Origin of the sequence: Oceanisphaera litoralis (genome assembly GCF_016907015.1) — a bacterium.
GTDB classification, from domain to species: Bacteria; Pseudomonadota; Gammaproteobacteria; order Enterobacterales; family Aeromonadaceae; genus Oceanimonas; species Oceanimonas litoralis.
This window is the reverse complement of sequence record NZ_JAFBBE010000002.1, coordinates 46,810-67,434: the sequence shown is the minus strand read 5'-3', so window position 1 is coordinate 67,434 and position 20,625 is coordinate 46,810. Positions and strand designations below refer to the sequence as shown.

Annotated in this window: 21 protein-coding genes; 6 read left to right on the top strand and 15 right to left on the bottom strand. The window is 59.1% G+C overall.

The features are described 5' to 3' along the window. Nucleotides 1-39: 39 nt before the first annotated feature. The 6 genes from HNR62_RS01415 to HNR62_RS01390 all read left to right on the top strand — a co-directional run bounded on the left by HNR62_RS01415 (nt 40) and on the right by HNR62_RS01390 (nt 7,469). On the top strand, nt 40-699 hold the full coding sequence (locus HNR62_RS01415; RefSeq protein WP_204794312.1) for a lytic transglycosylase domain-containing protein: 660 nt from the start codon (nt 40-42) through the stop codon (nt 697-699). A 4-nt stretch (nt 700-703) separates the two neighbouring features. Beyond that, a complete protein-coding gene (locus tag HNR62_RS01410) occupies nt 704-1,018 on the top strand; it encodes a hypothetical protein (protein ID WP_204794311.1) in 315 nt (104 codons plus the stop codon). Beyond that, on the top strand, nt 1,015-2,724 hold the full coding sequence (locus tag HNR62_RS01405; protein ID WP_204794310.1) for a hypothetical protein: 1,710 nt from the start codon (nt 1,015-1,017) through the stop codon (nt 2,722-2,724). Before HNR62_RS01410 ends, HNR62_RS01405 begins: the two co-directional genes overlap by 4 nt. Then, nucleotides 2,724-6,815 carry a phage tail protein gene (locus HNR62_RS01400; protein WP_204794309.1) on the top strand — a complete coding sequence of 1,364 codons (4,092 nt, stop codon included), beginning with the start codon at nt 2,724-2,726 and terminating at the stop codon, nt 6,813-6,815. The genes HNR62_RS01405 and HNR62_RS01400 overlap by 1 nt, the downstream gene beginning before the upstream one ends. Nucleotides 6,816-6,883: 68 nt before the next feature. Beyond that, a complete protein-coding gene (locus tag HNR62_RS01395) occupies nt 6,884-7,183 on the top strand; it encodes a hypothetical protein (protein WP_204794308.1) in 300 nt (99 codons plus the stop codon). After that, a complete protein-coding gene (locus HNR62_RS01390) occupies nt 7,167-7,469 on the top strand; it encodes a DUF4376 domain-containing protein (RefSeq protein ID WP_204794307.1) in 303 nt (100 codons plus the stop codon). The genes HNR62_RS01395 and HNR62_RS01390 overlap by 17 nt, the downstream gene beginning before the upstream one ends. Before the next feature lie 393 nt (nt 7,470-7,862). Here HNR62_RS01390 and ndk read toward each other — a convergent pair whose 3' ends face one another. The 15 genes from ndk to yajC form a co-directional block, all read right to left on the bottom strand. Continuing rightward, on the bottom strand, nt 7,863-8,294 hold the full coding sequence (gene ndk, locus HNR62_RS01385) for a nucleoside-diphosphate kinase (protein WP_104485297.1): 432 nt from the start codon (nt 8,292-8,294) through the stop codon (nt 7,863-7,865). A gap of 82 nt (nt 8,295-8,376) precedes the next feature. Continuing rightward, entirely contained in the window at nt 8,377-9,681 is a 1,305-nt protein-coding gene (gene pepB / locus HNR62_RS01380; protein WP_204794306.1) for an aminopeptidase PepB, read from the bottom strand. Nucleotides 9,682-9,777: 96 nt separating this feature from the next. After that, nucleotides 9,778-9,978: a Fe-S cluster assembly protein IscX gene (gene iscX / locus HNR62_RS01375; protein WP_104485299.1), complete on the bottom strand. Its 201-nt coding sequence runs from the start codon at nt 9,976-9,978 to the stop codon at nt 9,778-9,780. A 12-nt stretch (nt 9,979-9,990) separates the two neighbouring features. After that, nucleotides 9,991-10,329 carry an ISC system 2Fe-2S type ferredoxin gene (fdx, locus tag HNR62_RS01370; protein ID WP_204794305.1) on the bottom strand — a complete coding sequence of 113 codons (339 nt, stop codon included), beginning with the start codon at nt 10,327-10,329 and terminating at the stop codon, nt 9,991-9,993. A 2-nt stretch (nt 10,330-10,331) separates the two neighbouring features. Continuing rightward, nucleotides 10,332-12,176, bottom strand: coding sequence for a Fe-S protein assembly chaperone HscA (hscA, locus tag HNR62_RS01365; protein ID WP_204794304.1), 1,845 nt, complete (start codon nt 12,174-12,176; stop codon nt 10,332-10,334). Nucleotides 12,177-12,181: 5 nt separating this feature from the next. Continuing rightward, on the bottom strand, nt 12,182-12,700 hold the full coding sequence (gene hscB, locus HNR62_RS01360) for a co-chaperone HscB (protein WP_204794303.1): 519 nt from the start codon (nt 12,698-12,700) through the stop codon (nt 12,182-12,184). A gap of 11 nt (nt 12,701-12,711) precedes the next feature. Beyond that, nucleotides 12,712-13,035, bottom strand: a complete 324-nt coding sequence (gene iscA, locus HNR62_RS01355) for an iron-sulfur cluster assembly protein IscA (RefSeq protein WP_104485303.1) — start codon at nt 13,033-13,035, stop codon at nt 12,712-12,714. Between the two features lie 12 nt (nt 13,036-13,047). Then, on the bottom strand, nt 13,048-13,434 hold the full coding sequence (gene iscU / locus HNR62_RS01350) for a Fe-S cluster assembly scaffold IscU (RefSeq protein WP_204794302.1): 387 nt from the start codon (nt 13,432-13,434) through the stop codon (nt 13,048-13,050). Nucleotides 13,435-13,473: 39 nt separating this feature from the next. Then, nucleotides 13,474-14,688 carry an IscS subfamily cysteine desulfurase gene (locus HNR62_RS01345; RefSeq protein ID WP_204794443.1) on the bottom strand — a complete coding sequence of 405 codons (1,215 nt, stop codon included), beginning with the start codon at nt 14,686-14,688 and terminating at the stop codon, nt 13,474-13,476. A 90-nt stretch (nt 14,689-14,778) separates the two neighbouring features. Continuing rightward, the gene (gene iscR / locus HNR62_RS01340) at nt 14,779-15,237 is read right to left on the bottom strand and encodes a Fe-S cluster assembly transcriptional regulator IscR (protein WP_204794301.1); all 459 of its coding nucleotides are present in this window, start codon (nt 15,235-15,237) and stop codon (nt 14,779-14,781) included. A 79-nt stretch (nt 15,238-15,316) separates the two neighbouring features. Then, nucleotides 15,317-16,069: a tRNA (cytosine(32)/uridine(32)-2'-O)-methyltransferase TrmJ gene (gene trmJ / locus HNR62_RS01335; protein WP_204794442.1), complete on the bottom strand. Its 753-nt coding sequence runs from the start codon at nt 16,067-16,069 to the stop codon at nt 15,317-15,319. Nucleotides 16,070-16,334: 265 nt separating this feature from the next. Then, nucleotides 16,335-17,210 (bottom strand): lipoprotein NlpI, encoded by an 876-nt coding sequence (gene nlpI, locus HNR62_RS01330; protein ID WP_275587990.1) that lies wholly within the window; start codon nt 17,208-17,210, stop codon nt 16,335-16,337. 117 nt (nt 17,211-17,327) lie between these two features. After that, entirely contained in the window at nt 17,328-18,272 is a 945-nt protein-coding gene (gene secF, locus HNR62_RS01325; RefSeq protein ID WP_204794300.1) for a protein translocase subunit SecF, read from the bottom strand. Nucleotides 18,273-18,283: 11 nt separating this feature from the next. Next, nucleotides 18,284-20,137 (bottom strand): protein translocase subunit SecD, encoded by a 1,854-nt coding sequence (gene secD, locus HNR62_RS01320; protein ID WP_204794299.1) that lies wholly within the window; start codon nt 20,135-20,137, stop codon nt 18,284-18,286. Between the two features lie 21 nt (nt 20,138-20,158). Continuing rightward, the gene (gene yajC / locus HNR62_RS01315; RefSeq protein ID WP_204794297.1) at nt 20,159-20,485 is read right to left on the bottom strand and encodes a preprotein translocase subunit YajC; all 327 of its coding nucleotides are present in this window, start codon (nt 20,483-20,485) and stop codon (nt 20,159-20,161) included. Between the last annotated feature and the right edge of the window lie 140 nt (nt 20,486-20,625).

Below are 20,625 nucleotides of genomic sequence, written 5' to 3'. Positions count from 1 at the left end.
AATTATATCAACCAGTAACACTTTCTCTTTGGGGTCTGAATGGACTTACACCAGCTTCAACGCGACTTGAAAGACCTCGGCCTCTACACCGGATTGGTGGATGGGGTTTGGGGAAGCAAGTCACAATCCGCTTATGAATCACTGTTAGGTTCGGCCAAGGGCAACCCTGTTCGGGAAGACGACCCCGATAGCATAGCCTGGGGCGCTCGGGTATCAGCCGAGTTTCGCCGTCGGGTACGGGATATTTCCAGGTTCCTCGCTATCCACCCTAACTGGCTGATGGCCTGCATGGCTTTCGAGTCAGGGCGCAGCTTTCGATCAGACATTATCAACGGTGCCGGTTCCGGTGCGGTTGGTCTTATCCAGTTTATGCCCGCCACTGCCAAGGGGTTGGGTACCACCACTGCCGCGCTGTCGGCCATGCTCCCCGAAGATCAGCTCGACTATGTGCAGCGGTACTTTGCTCCTTACGCAGGTCGCCTGAAAAACCTGGGTGATGTGTACATGGCCATCTTGTGGCCGAACGGTGTTGGCCGATCAGACGACTTCGCCTTGTGGTCGCGTGACAACCGCCCGGTGACCTACAGGCAGAATGCCGGACTGGACGCGGACAAGGACGGGGTTATCACGCGAGGTGAGGCTCTTGGCAAAATCAGTGCGCTGCTGGCCGAGGGTTTGCGCCCCTCCAACCGAGGATAATTCCATGCCCACACCAGTAGGTGACACCTTGAATCGCAACAGCGGCATCTTGTCGTTGGTATCCACCATGCTGATCGCCGCCAGCGGTATGTTCATGCAGCTCTCGTTTGACCGGCTGTTTGGGGATATTGATCGGCTCAAGCAGAGTCAGGCGGTACTGCAAGCCAACCTCGATAACAGCATCAGTTCCCTGCAGGACATTCGGATTGCCGTGCGGGACTCTGACGGTCGTATCCAGAACCTCACCATCAGGGTGTCGGTACTGGAAGAAAAGCTGGGGCGCGATCAGGAAAACCACAAGCAGGGACACGCCAAATGAAGCTGACCATCGACTCCTGGCGTGGAACAGCGCCAAAGTTTGAACCTCGCCAGTTGGCCGATGGGCTGGCTGTCGAGGCGCTGAACGCTCGTTCGGGCCGGTCGCTGTTGGAAGCCTGGGGGGTGGACACCTCCACCGGCGAAACTATCCCGGCCTCCGCCCGCTACTGGTTCCGCTACCTCGATACCTACTGGTTTACCTGGACCGACCGCACCGAAGCGGTGCTGGCTCCCTTGGTCAACGATGCCGAGCAGTATATTTGCATTTCCGACGAATCGTGGCCCTCCATCACGCGGGCCGATGTGGCGGTCAGCGCCGCCCCCTACCCCAGTCTGCGTTACCGGCTGGGGATCCCGCAACCGGCGAAACCGGTGTTGGTGGTGGATGACAACAGCGCCGAGCGTCCGGCAACCCCGGCAAGTACCGACGATCTGGACCTGTACACCGTCGTGTACAAGGTGGCCTGGGTCGATGCCTGGGGGCGGGAAGGCCCCGGCTCGTTGGTATCCAGCCGGGTAAACCTGCAGGAATATACGGTTAATGCCGTCAGTTACATGGCCAAGCAGGTTCAGCTCACCCGCCCTACGCTACCGACAGGGCAGTACAACTGGGGGACGGGTGCCTTATGGCGTGTATACCGGGCCAACTTCACCTCTCAGGGGCAGGGGTTATTCCAGTTTGTGGCCGAGGTTCCCATCACCGATCCGAGCTATATCGACCGGACACCCAGCGGCGACCTGCAGGAAGCCATGGTCACCGACGAATGGTTCGGGCCGCCGGACAACAACACGGCGCTGTTTCCTAACGGACCGTTACGGCATATCGGCGCCCACCCCTCGGGTTTCATGTTTGGTCACACTCGCCGGGAGGTCTGTTTCTCCGAACCGGGGACCACGCATGCCTGGCCGATCCGATACCAGCAGTCGCTGAAAGAGGACATTGTGACCTGCCTGATGAGCGGCGGCGACATTGTGGTGCTGACCAAGGGTGTGCCGTATGTGTTCACCGGGGTTAGCCCCGAGAGTATGTCACCCATGCGGATACCCGAACCCTACCCCTGCGTCAGTCAGGATGCGGCGGTCGAGGTCTCCGGCACCGTGTTCTACGCCAGCCGCAACGGCATGGTCGCGGTTCAGGGGGCCTCTGCACAGATGGTGACCTCCGCGTTCTACCGCGATGTGGAGTGGCGAGCCTTACAGCCGGAAACCATGCGCTTTGGTCATTATGACGACAAGGTCTTCATCTTCCGCTCCGGCAAACGGACGCTGGTGTTCGACCCGTTAAATCAGGACGACGGCCTGCGTGAACTGGACCTCGACCCTGCGGTGCATCACACCCTGCCCGGTTCAGACGATCTGCTCTACATGGCGCGTAACGACGCCGGTGGTGCGGTGAAGTTGTTCAATGGCGATCTGACCGCTGCCCGCCCCCTCCAATACACCACCAAGGAGTACCGGACGCCGGCCCCCACCACGTTCGGCTTCTGCAAAGTGGTGTCGGAGCACTACCCGCTCACGGTAACGGTTCACGCCCGCAAGGAAAGCGGGGAAGTGGTCAGCCACCAGCGCGTGGTTTCCAGCAACAAACCCTTCGCCCTCCCCGGTGGTTTTCGCGCCCGTGGTTGGTGGCTGAGTGTTTCCGCTACGGCGTCGGTAGCCGTCCACCACATAAGCCTGGCCCACACTCTCTCGGAGTTTAATGACTGATGGCTACTAATCTGCCTGCGATCCCCGCCGTTCCTGCCAGTACACCTCGGGAGCTGCGACCTATTCTTGAAGCCATGCGTGAGGTGCTGCAGGTTCGCGCTGGTCTGGGTCGGGGTGACCCTCTCGATCAGGCGGTGACCTTCCGTGACCTGGCCAACCGGCTCCCGTCAGGGAACTACACGGCGTTGGGTCGTCTGATCGGCGAACTGGTCGAGGTCGGCACCATCGACCTCGGGCAACAGGTTGAACGTCCATCCACCCCCACCGGGGTCAAGGTGTCCACCTATGTCGGCGGTATCTACATCGTGTGGGATATGCCGACCTACGCTGGTCACGGATACACCGAGATCTTCACCCACCCGGTAGAGGTGGACGAACAGAACCAGCCGCTGGTTCCACCCAACCTCGATCTCGACACCATGCTGGCGGGGGTCGGTTCCGGTGCCGGTGCCAACCTCGCCCTGGCGCCCGGTGCCGGTCATTACATTTGGGTTCGCCACGTTAACCTCAAGGGGCAGGTGAGCGGTATCCATGAGCCGCTGGGGTCGTTCGTGTTCCTGCCGCAATCCCCCGGTTATTATCTGGAGCTGTTGACCGGTGAGATTACTGCAAGCCAACTGGTCCAGGATTTACGCACCCCAATCGAGGCTATCGCCGGTATCCAGGGTGAAGTGGCCAAGATACCCAATATCGAGCTGGAGCTGCTGCGCATCCCGGCACTGGAAACCGAAGCAAACAAGGTACCCGGTATTGAGCTTGAGCTATCGGCCATCAAAGACGTGGCCCTTAGCAACACCTCTTATCTGGCGCAGGAAACAGCGCTGCGAGAGAGCGCGCTGGAGCTAGTTAACCAGCAAATTCAGACTCTTACCCTCGACTCGGACGGTCATGGGGCTGCTATCCTGGCCGAACAAACCGCCCGCGCCGATGCCGACAGCGCCCTGGCCCAGCAGGTGGCAGCCGTGGTCAGCACTGCCAATGGTAATACCGCCGCTATTGTCACCGAGCAGACGGCCCGTACCGACGGTGACGCTGCACTTAGTCAGCAACTATCGGTACTCCAGAGTACGGTGGATGCCAACACGGCCGCCGTCGTCAGTGAGCAGTCAGCCCGCGTTGCGGCGGATAGCGCCACCGCCCAGCAGTTGACCCTGATCCAGGCTGATGTGGACGCCAATGACGCGGCGATTATTGCCGAGCAGACCGCTCGCATCGACGCTGACGGGGTGCTGACTAGCAGCATCACTACGCTGCAGGGTACGGTGAATACCAACAACACCACCCAAACTGCAGCGGTTCAGTCCGAGCAGACCGCCCGGATTGCGGCGGATAACGTGTTGACTAGCAGCATCAACACCCTAACCGCCACGGTGAATACCAACAACACTAATCAGACCACCGCGGTACAAGCCGAGCAGACGGCCCGCATCGACGCCGATGGGGTGCTGACTAGCAGCATCACCACGCTGCAGGGCACGGTGAATACCAACAACACCACCCAAACTGCAGCGGTTCAGTCCGAGCAGACCGCCCGGATTGCGGCAGATAACGTGCTGACGTCCAGCATCACCACGCTGCAGGGCACGGTTAACACCAATGACATCAACCAGACCGCAGCGGTTCAAACCGAGCAGAATGCCCGGATTGCGGCGGATAGTGCCCTGTCTTCGTCCATTACCACCCTGACCGCTACGGTGGACACTCACAACACTAACCAGACCGCAGCGTTACAGGCCGAGCAGAATGCCCGTGCGTCTGCCGACAGTGCGCTCACCACGCAGTTGACCAAGGCGATTTCCGATCTGGAATGGCAGGGTACCGAATCCCGAGCCGCGATTCTGACGCTCCAGGATACTCAGGTTACCCGCGAGGCGACACAGGCCGAACAGCTTATGCTGGTCGAGTCTGCATACAAAACCGCTGATGCGGCCAATACCGCCGCGATCTTGGCCGAACAGGTGACGCGGGCCGATGCCGACAGTGCTCTGTCCAACAGCATTACCAGCCTGCAGAGTACGGTCAACACCAACGACACTAACCAGACTGCCGCCGTGCAGGCCGAGCAGACGGCGCGGGTCAACGCCGACAACGCACTGTCGTCTTCTATTACCTCGGTGCAGGCCAGTGCCACGGCGGCGCAGACCACGGCAGATGGTAAAGGCCGCATCATTTACCAGTCAGCCTCCCCGACCGGCGCGTTGCAGGACGATAAGAACCTGTGGGTACGCTCCACTGATAACACCCCGCACCGCTGGACGGGATCAGCCTGGTCAGCAGTAACGGATAAGGTGGCCACGGATGCGGCGGCGGCGGCGGCGGCAGCACAGACCACGGCGAACACGGCGAATGCGGCGGTTCAGACTGAGCAGACGGCGCGAATTAACGCCGACAACGCCTTGTCTTCCAGCATCACCACGGTTCAGGCCAGCGCGACGGCGGCACAGACCACGGCAGACGGTAAGGGGCGGATTATTTATCAGTCGTCCGCCCCTACCGGGGTATTACAGGACGACAAGAACCTATGGGTTCGATCAACCGATAATACCCCTCACCGCTGGACGGGTTCAGCCTGGTCATCAGTAACGGACAAGGTGGCCACCGACGCCGCATCGGCAGCAGCAGCAGCTCAGACCTCGGCGAATACGGCAAACGCGGCGGTTCAGGCAGAACAGACGGCGCGAGTCGATGCTGATAGTGCGATCACCAATCAACTGACCAAAGCGGTATCAGAACTTCAATGGCAGGGTGTTGAGGCCCACGCCGCTATACAGGAGCTGCAACACACACAGGTTACCCGCGAAGTCACCATCGTTGAGCAGCAGATGCGGCTGGAGACCAAGTTCGACAGCGGGGATGCAGCGGCCATGGCAGCCATTCAGGCCGAACAAACGACACGGGCCGCCGCCGACAGTGCCATGGCCACGGACATTACCACGCTACAGACTACCGTCAACCACCCCACCACGGGGGTTACGGCAACTTCGGCCGGCTTGACCTCGCTGACCGGTCGAGTGACCACCGCCGAAGGTTCCATCACCAGCCAGGGTTCGAGTATCACGGCCTTACAAAGCACCGTGAACCACCCGTCTACCGGCGTGGCGGCCACTGCCAGTGCGGTGCAATCGCTAAGTACCACGGTCTCTACCTACGACGGGCAGATCAGCGACATCAACGCCCAATGGTCGGTGAAGTTGGACGTCAACGGCAAGGTGTCGGGTGTGGGTCTGATGCAGAGTCCGACCGGTTCCGAGTTCGCCATCCTGGCCGACCGGTTCTCGATTGTTGACCCGGCCAACTCAGCCTCGGCGGGGGTGGTGCCGTTCGTGGTGACCGGGGGTACCACCTATATAAAGAACTCGTTCATTGAGACCGCCCACATTCAGACCATTGCGGCGGGTGAAGTGACGGCGGCGCGGGTCAATGCGGTGGTGGCGAACATCGGTACCGCGCAGATTAACGATGCGGCGATCACCAACCTCAAGATTGCCAATCTGGCCATAGACAGTGCCAAGATCGCCGATCTGGCAGTAACAGCGGCGAAAATCGCTAACGCGACCATTACCAACGCTGAGATAGCGAACACGACTATCACCGGGGCAAAAATCGCCAACACCACCATCACTTCGGCGCAGATCGCGAACCTTGCTGTGGATACTGCACAGCTTGCGAACCTTGCCGTGGAGACCGGCAAGATCAACGACCTCGCGGTGAGTACCTTAAAAATAGCGAACCAGGCGGTCACTATCCCGATCTCGGCGTTCACCTCTGCATCGCTCTCGACGGGTAACAACGTGGAGACCACCATTCAGACCGTGGTCATCACCAGCACCGGGGCGCCTATATGGTTGCATTTTTCGACGGTCGTTATAAACGGCTCTGCCAACCCGGTTGTTCACCTCCGCGTAAGGCGCAGCGGGACCCTCTTGTGGGAATCGACCAACATGCCCGCCGGGATTAACGGGACGCTGCATTGTTTGGCCCTTTCGGATACCCCAGGGTCCGGCTCAAAGACATACACGCTGACGGCACAAACCCCCAACACAGGGTCAGCAAAAAACAGGTCGGTAATGGTCATGGAGGTTAAAAAGTGAGTGTTGCTAACTATGTCGTTTATGACAAAACAGGTTTGATACTGCGGGTAGGTTCATGCCCGGAGAGTATGGTCGCGTTGCAGTGCGCGGATGACTCAGAGTCTGTCCTGCAGGGCGAGGCTTTTGATATTACGGATCGGGTTGACGAGCTGCGCTATGTCAACCTGGACACTCTCGAACTGGAGATACGCCAGGACTACGAACTGGATGCCCTGCCCCTGCCCTGCACCGTGACCATCGAGGGGGTGGATTACCGCTGTGACGAGCAGCCCGAGATCGAGTTCGATGTTCCTGGCCGTTACACCGTGATGGTGGACGCCGGCCCCCGTTATCTGAAAAAGGAGTTCGTCATTGAAAATCCAGCATAAGACCCCGGACAAGTCCCTGCGGGTGAATGTCATCCGCCAGCAACAGATTGACGCCGGCTTTCAATGGGGAGGGTGGGCCTTTGACATTGACCCCGGCTCGCTGACCCTGATCGCCGGACGGGCGTTACGGCTGACCCTTGACCCCAGCATTTCTTCGGTCAGTTGGAGAACGCAGGACAACCAGATCGCGGTGATGACCCGCGAGGAGTTCCTGGCGTTTGCTCAAGGTGCGGATGCCCACATTGACGCTTTGTTCAAACAGAGTTGGTTGGCGAAGGACAGCTAACTTCACCGCTGAGTCAAATGACGCTCGCCCACTGGCGGGCGTTTTTGTTTCCGGCCGAATCCAGCCACCTGTGGATAAAATGGACCCGGAAATCTTGGGTCCACCATGGGGTCATTTGTGGGGTTAAATATGATCATTTATGAGCTAATTAAACGGACTCAGATCAGTGATTTACCCAGTGTTGGTGCGGCATGAGCAGATATGAGCAAAACCGAAAATAAATGTACAGAATTTAGCATGCGGTTGCCAGTGGCGGTACTCTGACCGCTGCTAAAGCCCCCAAATAAAAAGGTGGCGACAGATGGCAGGTACAAAAAAGGAGCCGCAGCTCCTTTTTATTCATCTTATTCATCAGCCGTTATTTATCAGGCGTTATTCACCGGACCTTATCCCTTAGCGGGTACGCGGGCACACTTCTTCGTCGCTGAAGAAGTAAGCGATTTCGCGTGCGGCAGAAGCGGCGGCATCGGAACCGTGTACGGCATTTTCATCGATGCTGTCGGCGTAGTCGGCACGCAGGGTACCGGCCAGCGCGTCGGCCGGGTTGGTGGCGCCCATGATTTCACGGTGACGCAGTACGGCGTTTTCGCCTTCCAGAACCTGAACCATGACCGGGCCGGAGGTCATGAAGCTAACCAGAGCCTTGAAGAAAGGACGCTCGCTGTGCTCGGCGTAGAAACCTTCAGCCTGTTCCTGGCTCAGGTGTACCATTTTGGCGGCAACGATTTTCAGGCCGGCAGTTTCAAAACGGTGATAAATGGCACCGATCAGGTTCTTTGCTACGGCATCAGGCTTGATGATGGAAAAAGTACGTTCGATAGCCATGTGTGTTCCTTAAATAATCATTAAATAATCAATAGGACAGAATAATCGCACGAAATTATACGTAAAGCCAAGTTAACACCGTTTAGTTGGCGCCTTCGCACACCCGGGCCAGCATGGCGGCGATGGTACGCACGCCGTGACCCTTGCCACCCGCCGCCCACAGATCGTTGGCCGACTTCTGGTAAGAACCGGCCAGATCCATGTGCACCCACTGACAGCCGCTTTCCGGCACGAAGCGCGACAGGAAGGCGGCGGCAGTGGACGCCCCGGCCATGCCCTCGCCGCCGTGAATGTTGGCCATGTCGGCAAACGACGAGGTCAGCTGGCCCACATGAAACGGCTCCAGCGGCAGATGCCAGGCTTTCTCGTATTCGGCTCGGGCCGCCTGCACCGTGTTCCGGGCCAGTGCTTCGTCCATGCTGAACACCGCATTGTAATCCCGGCCCAGCGCCATCTTGGCGGCACCGGTCAGGGTGGCCGCGTCGAGAATAAAGGGCGCACCGGTGGCGCTCGCCGCCAGCAGGCCGTCGGCCAGTACCAGCCGACCTTCCGCATCGGTGTTGAGGATCTCGACGGTGATGCCGTTCTGGTAGGTGAGGATGTCACCCAGCTTGAAGGCATGGCCGGAGACCAGGTTTTCGGCACAACACAGGAACAGCTTGACCCGCTGCTGCAGGCCCCGCTGAATGGCCAGCGCCAAGCCGCCGGTCACGGTGGCGGCGCCCCCCATATCGGACTTCATCACCGCCATACCGTCGGACGATTTGAGGCTGTAACCGCCGGAGTCGAAGGTGATGCCCTTGCCTACCAGTGCCGCAGCGACCGGTGCATCGGCCTTGCCGGTCGGATTGAAGTCCAGCTCCAGCAGGGTGGGAGGACGTTCGCTGCCCCGGCCGACTTCATAGATACCGACATAGCCCAGATCCTTGAGCTGCTCGCCGCTGTAGGTGCGGTAGGTGACCGCATTGGGGGCCAGCGACTGGATGAACTTGCCCGCCTCGGCGGCCAGAAAAGCCGGGTACACCTCTTCCGGGGTACCGTTGATCATCTTCCGTACCCAGCGAGAAGACCGGTTGCGAGCCTCGAGTTCGGCCTGCTCGTCCGCCGCCGTTTCCCCCCACTCCAGTTGCTGACCGCCACGGGCATTGTAGAAGCCCTGGGCAAAGGCCCAGCGGCTTTCCAGCTGCCAGCCATCGCCGCTCAGCCGCACCGCCTTGATGCCCATGGCATCGAGCTTGCGCCCGGCCTGTTGCGCCTTGCGTTCCTGTTCGGCGGCATCGGGCACGTGCACCCGGGCTTCATCATCCTTGAAACTCAACAGCGCCTTGTCTCCCCACAGGGCTGGGGCGGCTTCGGCACAGAGCACGACATTCATCATTGCTGGCATGGTCATTCCTTGTTCTGTCGACTGAAAAACGGAAAAAGCCACAGAAGAACTGTGGCTTGAAAACAGCGGTAAGCGTTGAGCTAGAAGCTTACAGCTTTATTCGTATTCATCCATCCAGACCATGATGATGGCCTCGAGGATGCGTTCGCTGGAATGGGCTGGATCGTCGTCAAAGTCTTCCAGCTCGCAGATCCACTGATGCAGATCGGTAAAACGCACCGTTTTCGGATCCGTCTCCGGATAAGCCTCCATCAGTTCCAGTGCGATGTCACGACTGTCGGTCCATTTAAGACTCATACGCCCTCCTGATCAATGACCTTCGGATACCATGTTCACGGTATATTTGGGGATCTCGACCACCAGATCCTCATCGCTTATACGGGCCTGGCATCCCAGGCGCGACTCGGGCTCGAGTCCCCAGGCCTTGTCCAGCATATCGTCTTCCAGCTCACAGCTTTCTTCCAGCGAGTCGAAGCCTTCCCGCACTATGACATGACAGGTAGTACAGGCGCAGGACTTTTCGCAGGCGTGCTCAATGTCGATACCATTGCGCAGGGCCACGTCCAGTACGGTTTCACCCAGTTTGGCCTCAAGAGCGGCCCCTTCGGGGCACAGCTCGGCATGGGGCAGAAAAACAATCTTCGGCATCGTTACACCTTATCCACACGTTGACCGGCCAGCGCCCGACGAATGGAGGCATCCATACGACGGGCAGCAAAATCGGCCGTTTGCTTATCGGTTTCTTCTATCGCCACCTTGATGGCGGCCAGATCCTGCCCTTCGGTGCTGCGCTGCAGCGACTCGACAGAGGCCAGGATATCGGCGCGTTCCTGCTCGTCGAGCAGTTCGTCACCATCGGTGGCCAGGGCGCTGACGATATTTTCAATCACCCGCGCCGCTTCCACTTTCTGTTCGGCCAGCATGCGGGCGTCTATGTCTTCTTTGGCATGTTCGAAAGACGCGGTCAGCATGGTGGCGATGTCTTCTTCATTCAGGCCGTAAGAGGGTTTCACCTCGATGGCGGCCTGCACCCCGGAAGATTTCTCCATGGCGCTGACCGACAACAGACCGTCCGCATCCACCTGAAAGGTAACGCGAATATGGGCGGCGCCGGCGGCCATGGGCGGAATGTCGGTCAGGTTGAAACGGGCCAGGGAGCGACAGTCGGCCACCAGTTCGCGTTCCCCCTGCACCACATGAATGGCCATGGCGGTCTGACCGTCCTTGAAGGTGGTGAATTCCTGGGCCCGGGCCACCGGTATCGTGGTGTTACGGGGAATGATCTTCTCCACCAGTCCGCCCATGGTTTCCAGCCCCAGCGACAGCGGTATCACGTCCAGCAGCAGCATGTCGCTGTCCGGCTTGTTGCCGATCAGCACGTCGGCCTGAATGGCGGCACCGATGGCCACGACTTTGTCGGGGTCCAGGCTGGTCAGGGGTTCGCGGTCGAAAAATTCGCCGACCCGCTCACGCACCAGCGGTACCCGGGTCGAGCCGCCGACCATCACCACTTCCCGTACTTCGTCGGCGGTGACACCGGCGTCTTTCAGTGCCCGGCGACAGGCCATCAGCGTCTTGTTGACCCAGGGCAGGATCAAGGCATCGAAGTCGGCGCGGCTCAGGGTACCCTGCCAGCCTGCCCAGTTGACCGACACCGACTCGCTGTCGGTCAATGCCTGCTTGGCGGCGCAGGCGGCGTCCAGCAGATTACGCTGCTGGGTCGGGCTCAGCTCGGTGATATTGGCCTGTTGCTGGATCCAGTCGGCCAGCGCATGGTCGAAATCATCGCCGCCCAGGGAAGAATCACCGCCGGTGGCCAGCACCTCGAACACGCCCTTGTGCAGACGCAGAATGGAGATATCGAAGGTGCCGCCGCCCAGGTCATAGACCGCAATCACCCCTTCCTGACCGGAGTCCAGGCCATAGGCAATGGCGGCGGCGGTCGGCTCGTTGAGCAACCGCAGCACTTCCAGACCGGCCAGTCGGGCCGCGTCCTTGGTGCCCTGACGCTGGGCATCGTCGAAATAGGCCGGTACGGTAATCACGGCACCCTGAATCGGGTTACCCAGGCTGTGTTCGGCACGCGCCGCCAGGGTTTTGAGGATGTCGGCCGACACCTGTACCGGATTGACCGACCCCAGGGGCGTGTCCAGTTCGATCACGCCACTGCCGGTTTCCTTGAAGACATAGGGCAACCGGTGGCGGGGAATATCCGCCAGCGCCTTGCCCATCAGCCGTTTCACCGAGGCAATGGTATTCTGCGGATCAAACTCGGCCTCGCGTTTGGCGTCATGGCCAACCCGCAGACCGTCCCGGGTGTAGTGCACCACTGAGGGCAGCAGATCGCGCCCCTGATCATCCTTCAGGGTTTCGGGCAGGCCGCTGCGCACCACAGCCACCAGCGAATTGGTGGTACCGAGATCGATACCGACCGCCCACTTGTGTTCATGAGGAGCCGCGCTCTGGCCCGGCTCGGAAATTTGTAGTAATGCCATAAGGTTCAGAATTCCTGCTGCGCATCTTCCAAACGTTCGAGTTCGGCATGCAGCTTGGTCATGAATTTAAGTTTGCGCACCGTATCGGCAGCATCAGCCCACAGATCCGAAGCGAGCTGTTGCTCGAGCTCGGCGTAGAAGTCGGCAGACGCCTGTTGCAGTTCCCTGTCAAACGCCATGATGGCGCCAAACACATCCTGGGCGCCGGCAATATCTTCCAGTTGCTCGCGCCATTCCATCTGTTGCATCAGAAACAGCGGATCCTTCAGGGTCTGTTGCTCGGCACGGATGTCGACGCCCTGCAAGGACAGCAGGTACTCGGCACGGTTCAGGGGGTGCTTGAGGGTGGTGAACGCATCATTGATATGGGCGGCACGTTGTACCGCCTGAAGGCGCTCCCGCTCGGGGCGGGAGGCAAACTTGTCGGGATGGAACTGCATCTGCAGCTGGCGATAGGTGTCGGCCAGTGTCTGGCTGTCGAGGGCAAACTCCGCCGGTAAGCCAAACAGCTCGAAGTAGTTCATGCCGGGGGTCCTTAAACGTTAAAGCTTTCGCCGCAACCACATTCCCCGTCGATATTGGGGTTGTTGAATTTAAAGCCCTCGTTCAGGCCTTCCTTCGCGAAGTCGAGTTCGGTGCCGTCCAGATACACCAGACTCTTGCTGTCGACGATCACCTTGACCTCGCCATGCTCGAACACCTGGTCGCCTTCGGACAATTCGTCGACGAATTCCAGCACGTAGGCCAGGCCGGAACAACCGGAGGTCTTGACCCCCAGCCGCAGTCCCAGGCCCTTGCCTCTGTTGTTCAGAAAAGTCTGCACCCGTTGTGCAGCCGCATCGGTAATGGTGATCGCCATGGTGTCTCCGTCTTACGCCAGGTTTTTCTTCTTCTTGTAATCGTCGATTGCTGCCTTGATGGCATCCTCTGCCAGAATGGAGCAGTGGATTTTCACCGGCGGCAGGGCCAGCTCTTCCGCTATCTGGGTATTCTTGATGCTGGCCGCTTCGTCCAGGTTCTTGCCCTTTACCCACTCGGTGATGAGCGAGCTGGAGGCGATGGCGGAGCCACAGCCGTAGGTCTTGAACTTGGCGTCTTCGATGATGCCTTCTTCACTTATCTTCAACTGTAGCTTCATCACGTCGCCACAGGCCGGCGCACCGACCATACCGGTCGCCACACTGGGGTCGTTCTTGTCGAAACCACCGACGTTACGGGGGTTTTCATAGTGATCTATTACTTTTTCGCTGTAAGCCATGATTTAACTCCTCACCCATGCTTCAATGATTTAGACACCTTAATGGTGTGCCCATTCAACCTGATCCAGATCTATTCCGTCCTTGAACATTTCCCACAGCGGAGACATGTCGCGCAGACGACCGATGGCCTCGTTGACCAGGCCCACTGCGTAGTCAATCTGTTCTTCGGTAGTGAAGCGACCGATGCTGAAACGGATGGAACTGTGTGCCAGCTCGTCGTTCAGCCCCAGGGCACGCAATACATAGGAAGGCTCCAGGCTGGCCGAGGTACAGGCCGAACCGGAAGAGACCGCCAGATCCTTCAGTGCCATGATCAGCGACTCACCTTCTACATAGGCGAAACTGATGTTGAAAATACCCGGTACCCGTTGTTCCAGGTCACCGTTGACATAGACTTCTTCGATATTCTTTACACCGTCATACAAACGGTTGCGCAGCGCCAGAATACGCTCGCCTTCGGCGTGCATTTCTTCCTTGGCGATACGGAAGGCTTCACCCATGCCGACGATCTGGTGGGTTGCCAGGGTGCCGGAGCGCATGCCGCGCTCGTGGCCGCCACCGTGCATCTGGGCTTCCAGACGAACGCGGGGCTTGCGGCAGACATAGAGGGCGCCGATGCCCTTGGGGCCGTAAACCTTGTGGGCAGACAGGGACAACAGGTCGATGTTCATGTCCTGTACGTCGATGTCGGTCTTGCCGGCGCTCTGGGCCGCGTCCACATGAAACATGATTTTACGGCTGCGGCACAGTTCGCCGATGGCCTTGACGTCCTGGATCACGCCGGTTTCGTTGTTCACGTGCATGATGCTTACCAGAATGGTGTCATCGCGCATGGCATTTTCGATTTGTGCCAGGGTGAAGAGGCCGTTGGGCTGGGGCTCGAGATAGGTGACCTCGAAACCCTCACGCTCCAGCTGGCGACAGGGATCCAGTACTGCCTTGTGCTCGGTCTTGGAGGTAATGATGTGCTTACCCTTCTTGCCGTAAAAATTGGCAATACCCTTGATGGCCAGGTTGTCGGACTCGGTGGCACCGGAGGTGAACACGATTTCGCGTGGGTCGGCATTGATCAGGTCCGCAATCTGGTTACGGGCGATATCGACCAGTTCTTCCGCCTGCCAGCCGAAGCGGTGCGAGCGGGAAGCCGGGTTACCGAAAATACCGTCTTGAGTCAGGCATTGCATCATTTTTTCGGCGACACGAGGGTCTACCGGGCAGGTAGCCGCATAGTCGAGATAAATGGGCAGTTTCATCATATTCTCCGTTCCAACGCTGCCCTGTTCGGCAGTCTTGTCATCGACATTTAAAATTGAATGTTTCAGGCTCACTTGCTGCTGCTCGGGCTAGTCCAGAGTCAACAGGTTCAGATTACTGTCTTGCTGCTCGGAAATCCGCCGGACATCCTGCTGGTCAACCAGCTCGGCCAGGCTGATACCGTCGAGAAAATTGCTGATCCGATCACTGAGCGCACACCAGAGCGTGTGGGTCAGGCACTGGTTACCACTCTGGCAGTCCCCCTTGCCCTGACACTTGGTGGCATCCACCGACTCGTCGACGGCGGCGATAACCGCCCCCACCGAAATGGCGGCCGGCTTCATACCCAGCAGATAACCGCCACCGGGACCCCGTACGCTGCTGACCAACCCCTGCTTGCGCAAGCGGGCAAACAGCTGCTCGAGGTAAGACAGGGAAATCCCCTGACGCTCGGATATATGGGCCAAGGACACGGGGCCGGCGTCGCCGTGCAATGCCACATCCAGCATGGCAGTTACCGCATAACGTCCTTTTGATGTCAGTCTCATGTAATCAAACCGTTTCCAGACATGGGCTCAGGGTGTCATACCCGAGTGTTTCAGTCAAGTATAAGACCGACCGGAACAGTCAGCTATTCGGCTCCTGCCGGCGACCCTTTTTCTGCACCGAGGTCAGGATACCGCGCAGTATGTTCAGCTCGTGATCTTCCGGTCGCGCCCGGTTGAACAGACGTCGCAATTTGGTCATCACCTGTCCCGGATGAGGCTTGATGATAAAACCGGTTTCCAGCAGGGTTTGTTCCAGATGCTGATAGAAGCGCTCCAGATCGTCGGACAGGGGATAGTCCTGCTCGATCCCGGTTATCGCCTCTTCTCCCTCCTCTCCCTTCACTCTCGCCAGCCAGGCCATGCGCACTTCGTAGCTCAGGGTCTGTACCGCCATCGCCAGATTGAGCGAGCTGTATTCCGGATTGGCGGGAATGGCCACGTGAAAATGACACTGCTGCAACTCGTCGTTGGTGAGCCCGGTACGTTCCCGGCCGAACACCAGTGCCACCGGGTGGCGGGGGGCTTCGGCCAGGGCTTTTTCACCCGCCTCCCGGGCATCCAGCATAGGCCAGGACAAGGTGCGCGAACGGGCACTGGTACCGATCACCAGGCCACAATCGGCCACGGCTTCGGCCAGGGTCGGCACTATGCGGGCGCTGCCCAGTATGTCGCTGGCGCCGGCAGCCAGGGCGACGGCCTGGCTGTCCGGCGGGCTGACCGGATCGACCAGCCACAATTCGCCCAGGCCCATGGTTTTCATGGCGCGGGCGGCAGAGCCGATATTGCCGGTATGTGAGGTATTGACCAACACGATGCGAATTTGCTCAAGCATATTCATGAGATCCAAGGGTGCTTAAGGCGCAGGATATTAGCACAGTCGAAGTCAGCTGTAAGCCTTCGGCCATCAGCGTTCGGCTGCCCGAGCCGCTTGCGGCCCGGTTTACGGTTGTGGCTTATTGCGGATCGAGTTCAGTGGGGAAACCAGCTCTCAGGATAAAGAGGCAACAGGGTTGCCTCTTCTTGATGCCGGAGTGAGCTGTTGACGTCACCAACAGTCGACGCAGGAGCTTCAAGGAGGACAAAGGGATCTGCTGATTTTAACGCTTGAGCCGGGCCTGCTCGCCGATGAGATCCAGCTCCAGCAGCGAGTAACGGTGTTCGACAAAGTCGTAGATATTGGTGGCCAGCGCCAGCTTGAAATACACCATCGCCTGCTCCGGTTGCTCATTGCGCTGGGCCTGTTTGGCCAGATAGAAATAGGCTTCGCACAGCCGTTCGGCCAGCTCCTGATTATCCTCGCTTTCTTCCGAGATGCGGTTGAGCAACTGTTCATCGCTCATCGACCCCAGATAGACATTGACGATATCCCAGGCCCACTCGTCGGAACCATGGATTTGCTGATGACGGCGCACGGCATCCAGTGCCGCGTCGGGATCCGTCTGCTCCAATGCCAGATACCACCACAGCAGCCGGTAAGGGTCGGCGGGGTCTTCGTCCAGAAAGGTTTTCAGATCCCGGGCTGCCAGTGTGGGCCTGCCGCCGTAATACAGCGCAATGCCCCGGTTCAGGTTGGCATAGGCGTAGTCCGGCGCCAGGTCCAGGGCCGAGTCGAAGGCTTCATAGGCTTCGTCGAATTCCTGATTCTGGGTCAGGTAGACGCCGTTGAGGTTGTAGGCATCGGCAAAGTCGGGTCTTTCCCGCAGGGCACGGTTAAAGTCCAGCCGGGCCATGGCCCGCAGGCCCACCCTGTCGAAGACCACACCGCGCTGAAAAAACAGCTCGGCACGTTGCTCCGGCGTCAGCCCCGGTGAATTCAGCATTTGCCCCAGGCGGGCAATTCCCAGCTCACTTTCATAGGAAACCTGCATCGGTAACGGCAACACCAGAGTGGGCGTCACTACTCGGGGTGCACTGCAACCGACCAGCATGAAACCAAGAAAGGCGAAAGGAGCGAACAATAATCTGTCGTTCAAGACGGCTCCGAACTTGTCTTATTATGACCACATGTTATGCAGCTCCACGACATTTGTCATGTGGCAAATGCATTTCACAACAAAAAGGGGCCCCGAGGCCCCTTTGGTATCATGCTGTTAAGGTAACGGCTCTTGATCCGCCCCTTCCTTCTCTATCTGCGGTGGCAGCATATGCTCCCGCTGTACCCCGAGCAACATGGCCCAGGCACTGGCAATATAGATGGAAGAGTAGGTACCGAAGCCGATGCCCAGCAGAAGCGCGGTGGCAAAACCATGGATCAGCGCGCCGCCCTTGAGGAACAGCGCCACTACCACCGCCAGGGTGGTGGCCGAGGTGATCAGGGTTCGGCTCAGGGTGTCGGTAATGGCCTCGTCAAACACCTCGGCGGTACTGGTGCTACGGACCCGGCGGAAGTTTTCCCGCACCCGGTCGAATACCACTATGGTGTCGTTGAGCGAATAGCCCACTACCGTCAGCAGCGCCGCCACTATGGTCAGGTCCACCTCGATTTGCATCCAGGAGAAGACGCCCAGGGTAATGATCACATCGTGGGCCAGTGACAGCACGGCACCGGAGGCCAGACGCCATTCGAAGCGCATGCCGACATACATCAGGATACAGAGCAAGGCGACCAGAATGGCCAGGCCACCCTGCTCGGCCAGCTCGGCACCGATGGCCGGGCCGACAAACTCCAGCCGCTTCATCTCGACGGATTCAGACACCTGCGCCATGGCAGCCATGACCGACTCGCCCTGCTGCTGTACGTTCACACCTTCCTGGGGCGCCAGACGGATCAACAGATCCCGGCTGGTCCCGAAGTTCTGCACCGTGGCACCCGGCAAGCCGACCTGTTGCAGGCTGTTACGCACCTGGTCCAGCTCGACCGCCTGCTCGAAGGCGGCTTCGACCACGGTACCACCGGTGAAGTCCAGCCCCCAGTTCAGCCCCTTGGTAAAGAGGCTGAAAAAGCACAGCGCCATCAAGACCAGCGACAATGCAGTCGCCGCCTTTGAATAGTGCATGAAGCGAATGGGCGCCCGGGTTTTGAGGATCTCAAACATCGGTTATTTCCTCATATCGACAGTTTGCTGAGACGCTTGCCGCCCCAAAGCAGGTTGACCAATGCCCGGGTACCGACGATGGCGGTAAACATGGAGGCGAGAATACCGATCATCAGGGTAACGGCGAAGCCCTTGATGGGGCCTGTGCCCACCGCAAACAGGATAATGGCGGTGATCAGCGTAGTGATGTTGGCATCGGCAATGGTGCCCAGTGCCTTGTCGTAGCCGATATGAATCGCCTGCTGTACCCCGCGCCCGTCTCGCAGTTCCTCACGGATCCGTTCGAAGATGAGCACGTTGGCATCCACCGACATGCCGATGGTCAGCACTATGCCGGCAATACCCGGCAGCGTCATGGTCGCCCCCGGCACCATGGACATGACCCCTATGATGATCACCAGGTTGGCCAGCAAGGCCACATTGGCCACCAGACCGAACTTGCGGTAGTAGATGACCATGAACAACACCACCGCCAGCATGCCGTAGACCATGGCCATCAGGCCATTTTCCACGTTCTGCTGACCCAGGCTCGGGCCTATGGTGCGCTCTTCCACTATCTGGATGGGCGCAATCAGGGCACCGGCCCGCAGCAATAGCGCCAGATTCTGGGCTTCCGCCATGGAATCGATGCCGGTGATACGGAAACTGCGCCCCAGCCGCGACTGAATGGTGGCGACGTTGATCACTTCCTGCTGCTTGCGGAACTGGCGCGTGCCGTCTTCCTTCAACTCATCGCCGGGCTTGTACTCGGTAAATACCGTCGCCATGGCACGGCCGACATTGTCCTTGGTAAAATCGGCCATGCGGCTGCCACCGGGGGCATCCAGGCTGATATTCACCTGCGGACGGCTGAACTCGTCCATGCCGGATGAGGCGTCGACGATATGCTCACCGGTCAGGATGATGCGTTTCTGCAACACCACCGGGCGACCGTCCCGGTCCCGCATCAGCTCGCTGTTGGGAGGAACCCGGCCCGCACCGGCGGCGGCCACATCGGCATTTTCATCGACCAGGCGGAATTCCAGGGTCGCGGTCGCGCCGAGGATTTCCTTGGCCCGGGCGGTGTCCTGAATGCCCGGCAATTGCACCACGATGCGCTCGGCACCCTGACGCTGCACCAGCGGCTCGGCCACACCCAGCTCGTTGACCCGGTTGCGGATGATGGTGATGTTCTGCTGCAGGGCGTATTCCTTCACTTCCTTCAGCCGCTGCTCGCTCATCACCGCAAACAGCCCGAAGGTCTCGCCGTTGTCACGATCGGAGAACATCAGGCCCGGATAGCGACCGCGCAGGTGGCTGAGCGCCTTGTCACGGGTGTCCGCGTCGCGGAATACCACCAGGGTACCGCCGTCCTTTGCCAGTACACCGGAATAACGCAGACGCTGTTCACGCAGATCGGTACGGAAGTCCTGCACCGTCTGCTCCTGCACCCGGCTCAGGGCTTCATCCATGTCCACTTCCATCAGGAAGTGCACACCACCACGCAAATCCAGACCCAGCTTGAGCGGACCGGCACCGATGGCCTCGAGCCAGGAGGGCGTAGAGGGGGCCAGGTTGAGGGCGGTGATGTAACCATCACCCAGGGTTTCCGCCACCAGATCCTTGCCCTTGAGCTGATCGTCGGTATTGCGGAAGCGGATAAGTAATTGATCATCGGCCAATACGGCGCTTTTTACTGCTATGCCGGCCTTGCTCAGCGTCTGCTGAGCCTGAGTCAGGACGGCAGGGGTAACCTGAGTACCACGGGAGCCCGACACCTGCAACGCAGGGTCTTCACCAAACAGATTGGGTGCTGCATACAGAAAACTGATGGTGATCACGGCGATCACCATCAAGTATTTCCACAGCGGATATCGATTTAACACGCTGTGCTCCTCGATAGGAAATTAAAGGGACTGGATAGAACCCTTGGGCAGGACGGCGGTGATGAAGTCCTTTTTGATGGTGACCTGGCTCTGCTCGCTCAGGCTCAGCAATACATAGTCGTTTTCGGCGGAGATTTTGGCAATCTTGCCTACCAGGCCGCCGTTGGTCAGCACTTCGTCACCCTTGCTCAGGGAAGACATCAGGCTCTTGTGCTCTTTGACCCGCTTGGACTGGGGACGGAAAATCATGAAATAGAAGATCAGGCCGAATACCACCAGCATGATGATCATTTCCATACCGCCACCGGCGGCGCCACCTTGGGCATGGGCTTTGGAGATAATATCCATTCGTTTCAGTTCCTCGTTGATGGTTAAAAGTGTTAGTGCATGGGGGCACCGGTGAGGGAAGGTACAGCACGTCGACACGCCATAAACCCATCCCTGGGGGCTCGGACATGCCATCTGACCGCCACGGATGGCGGAAATGC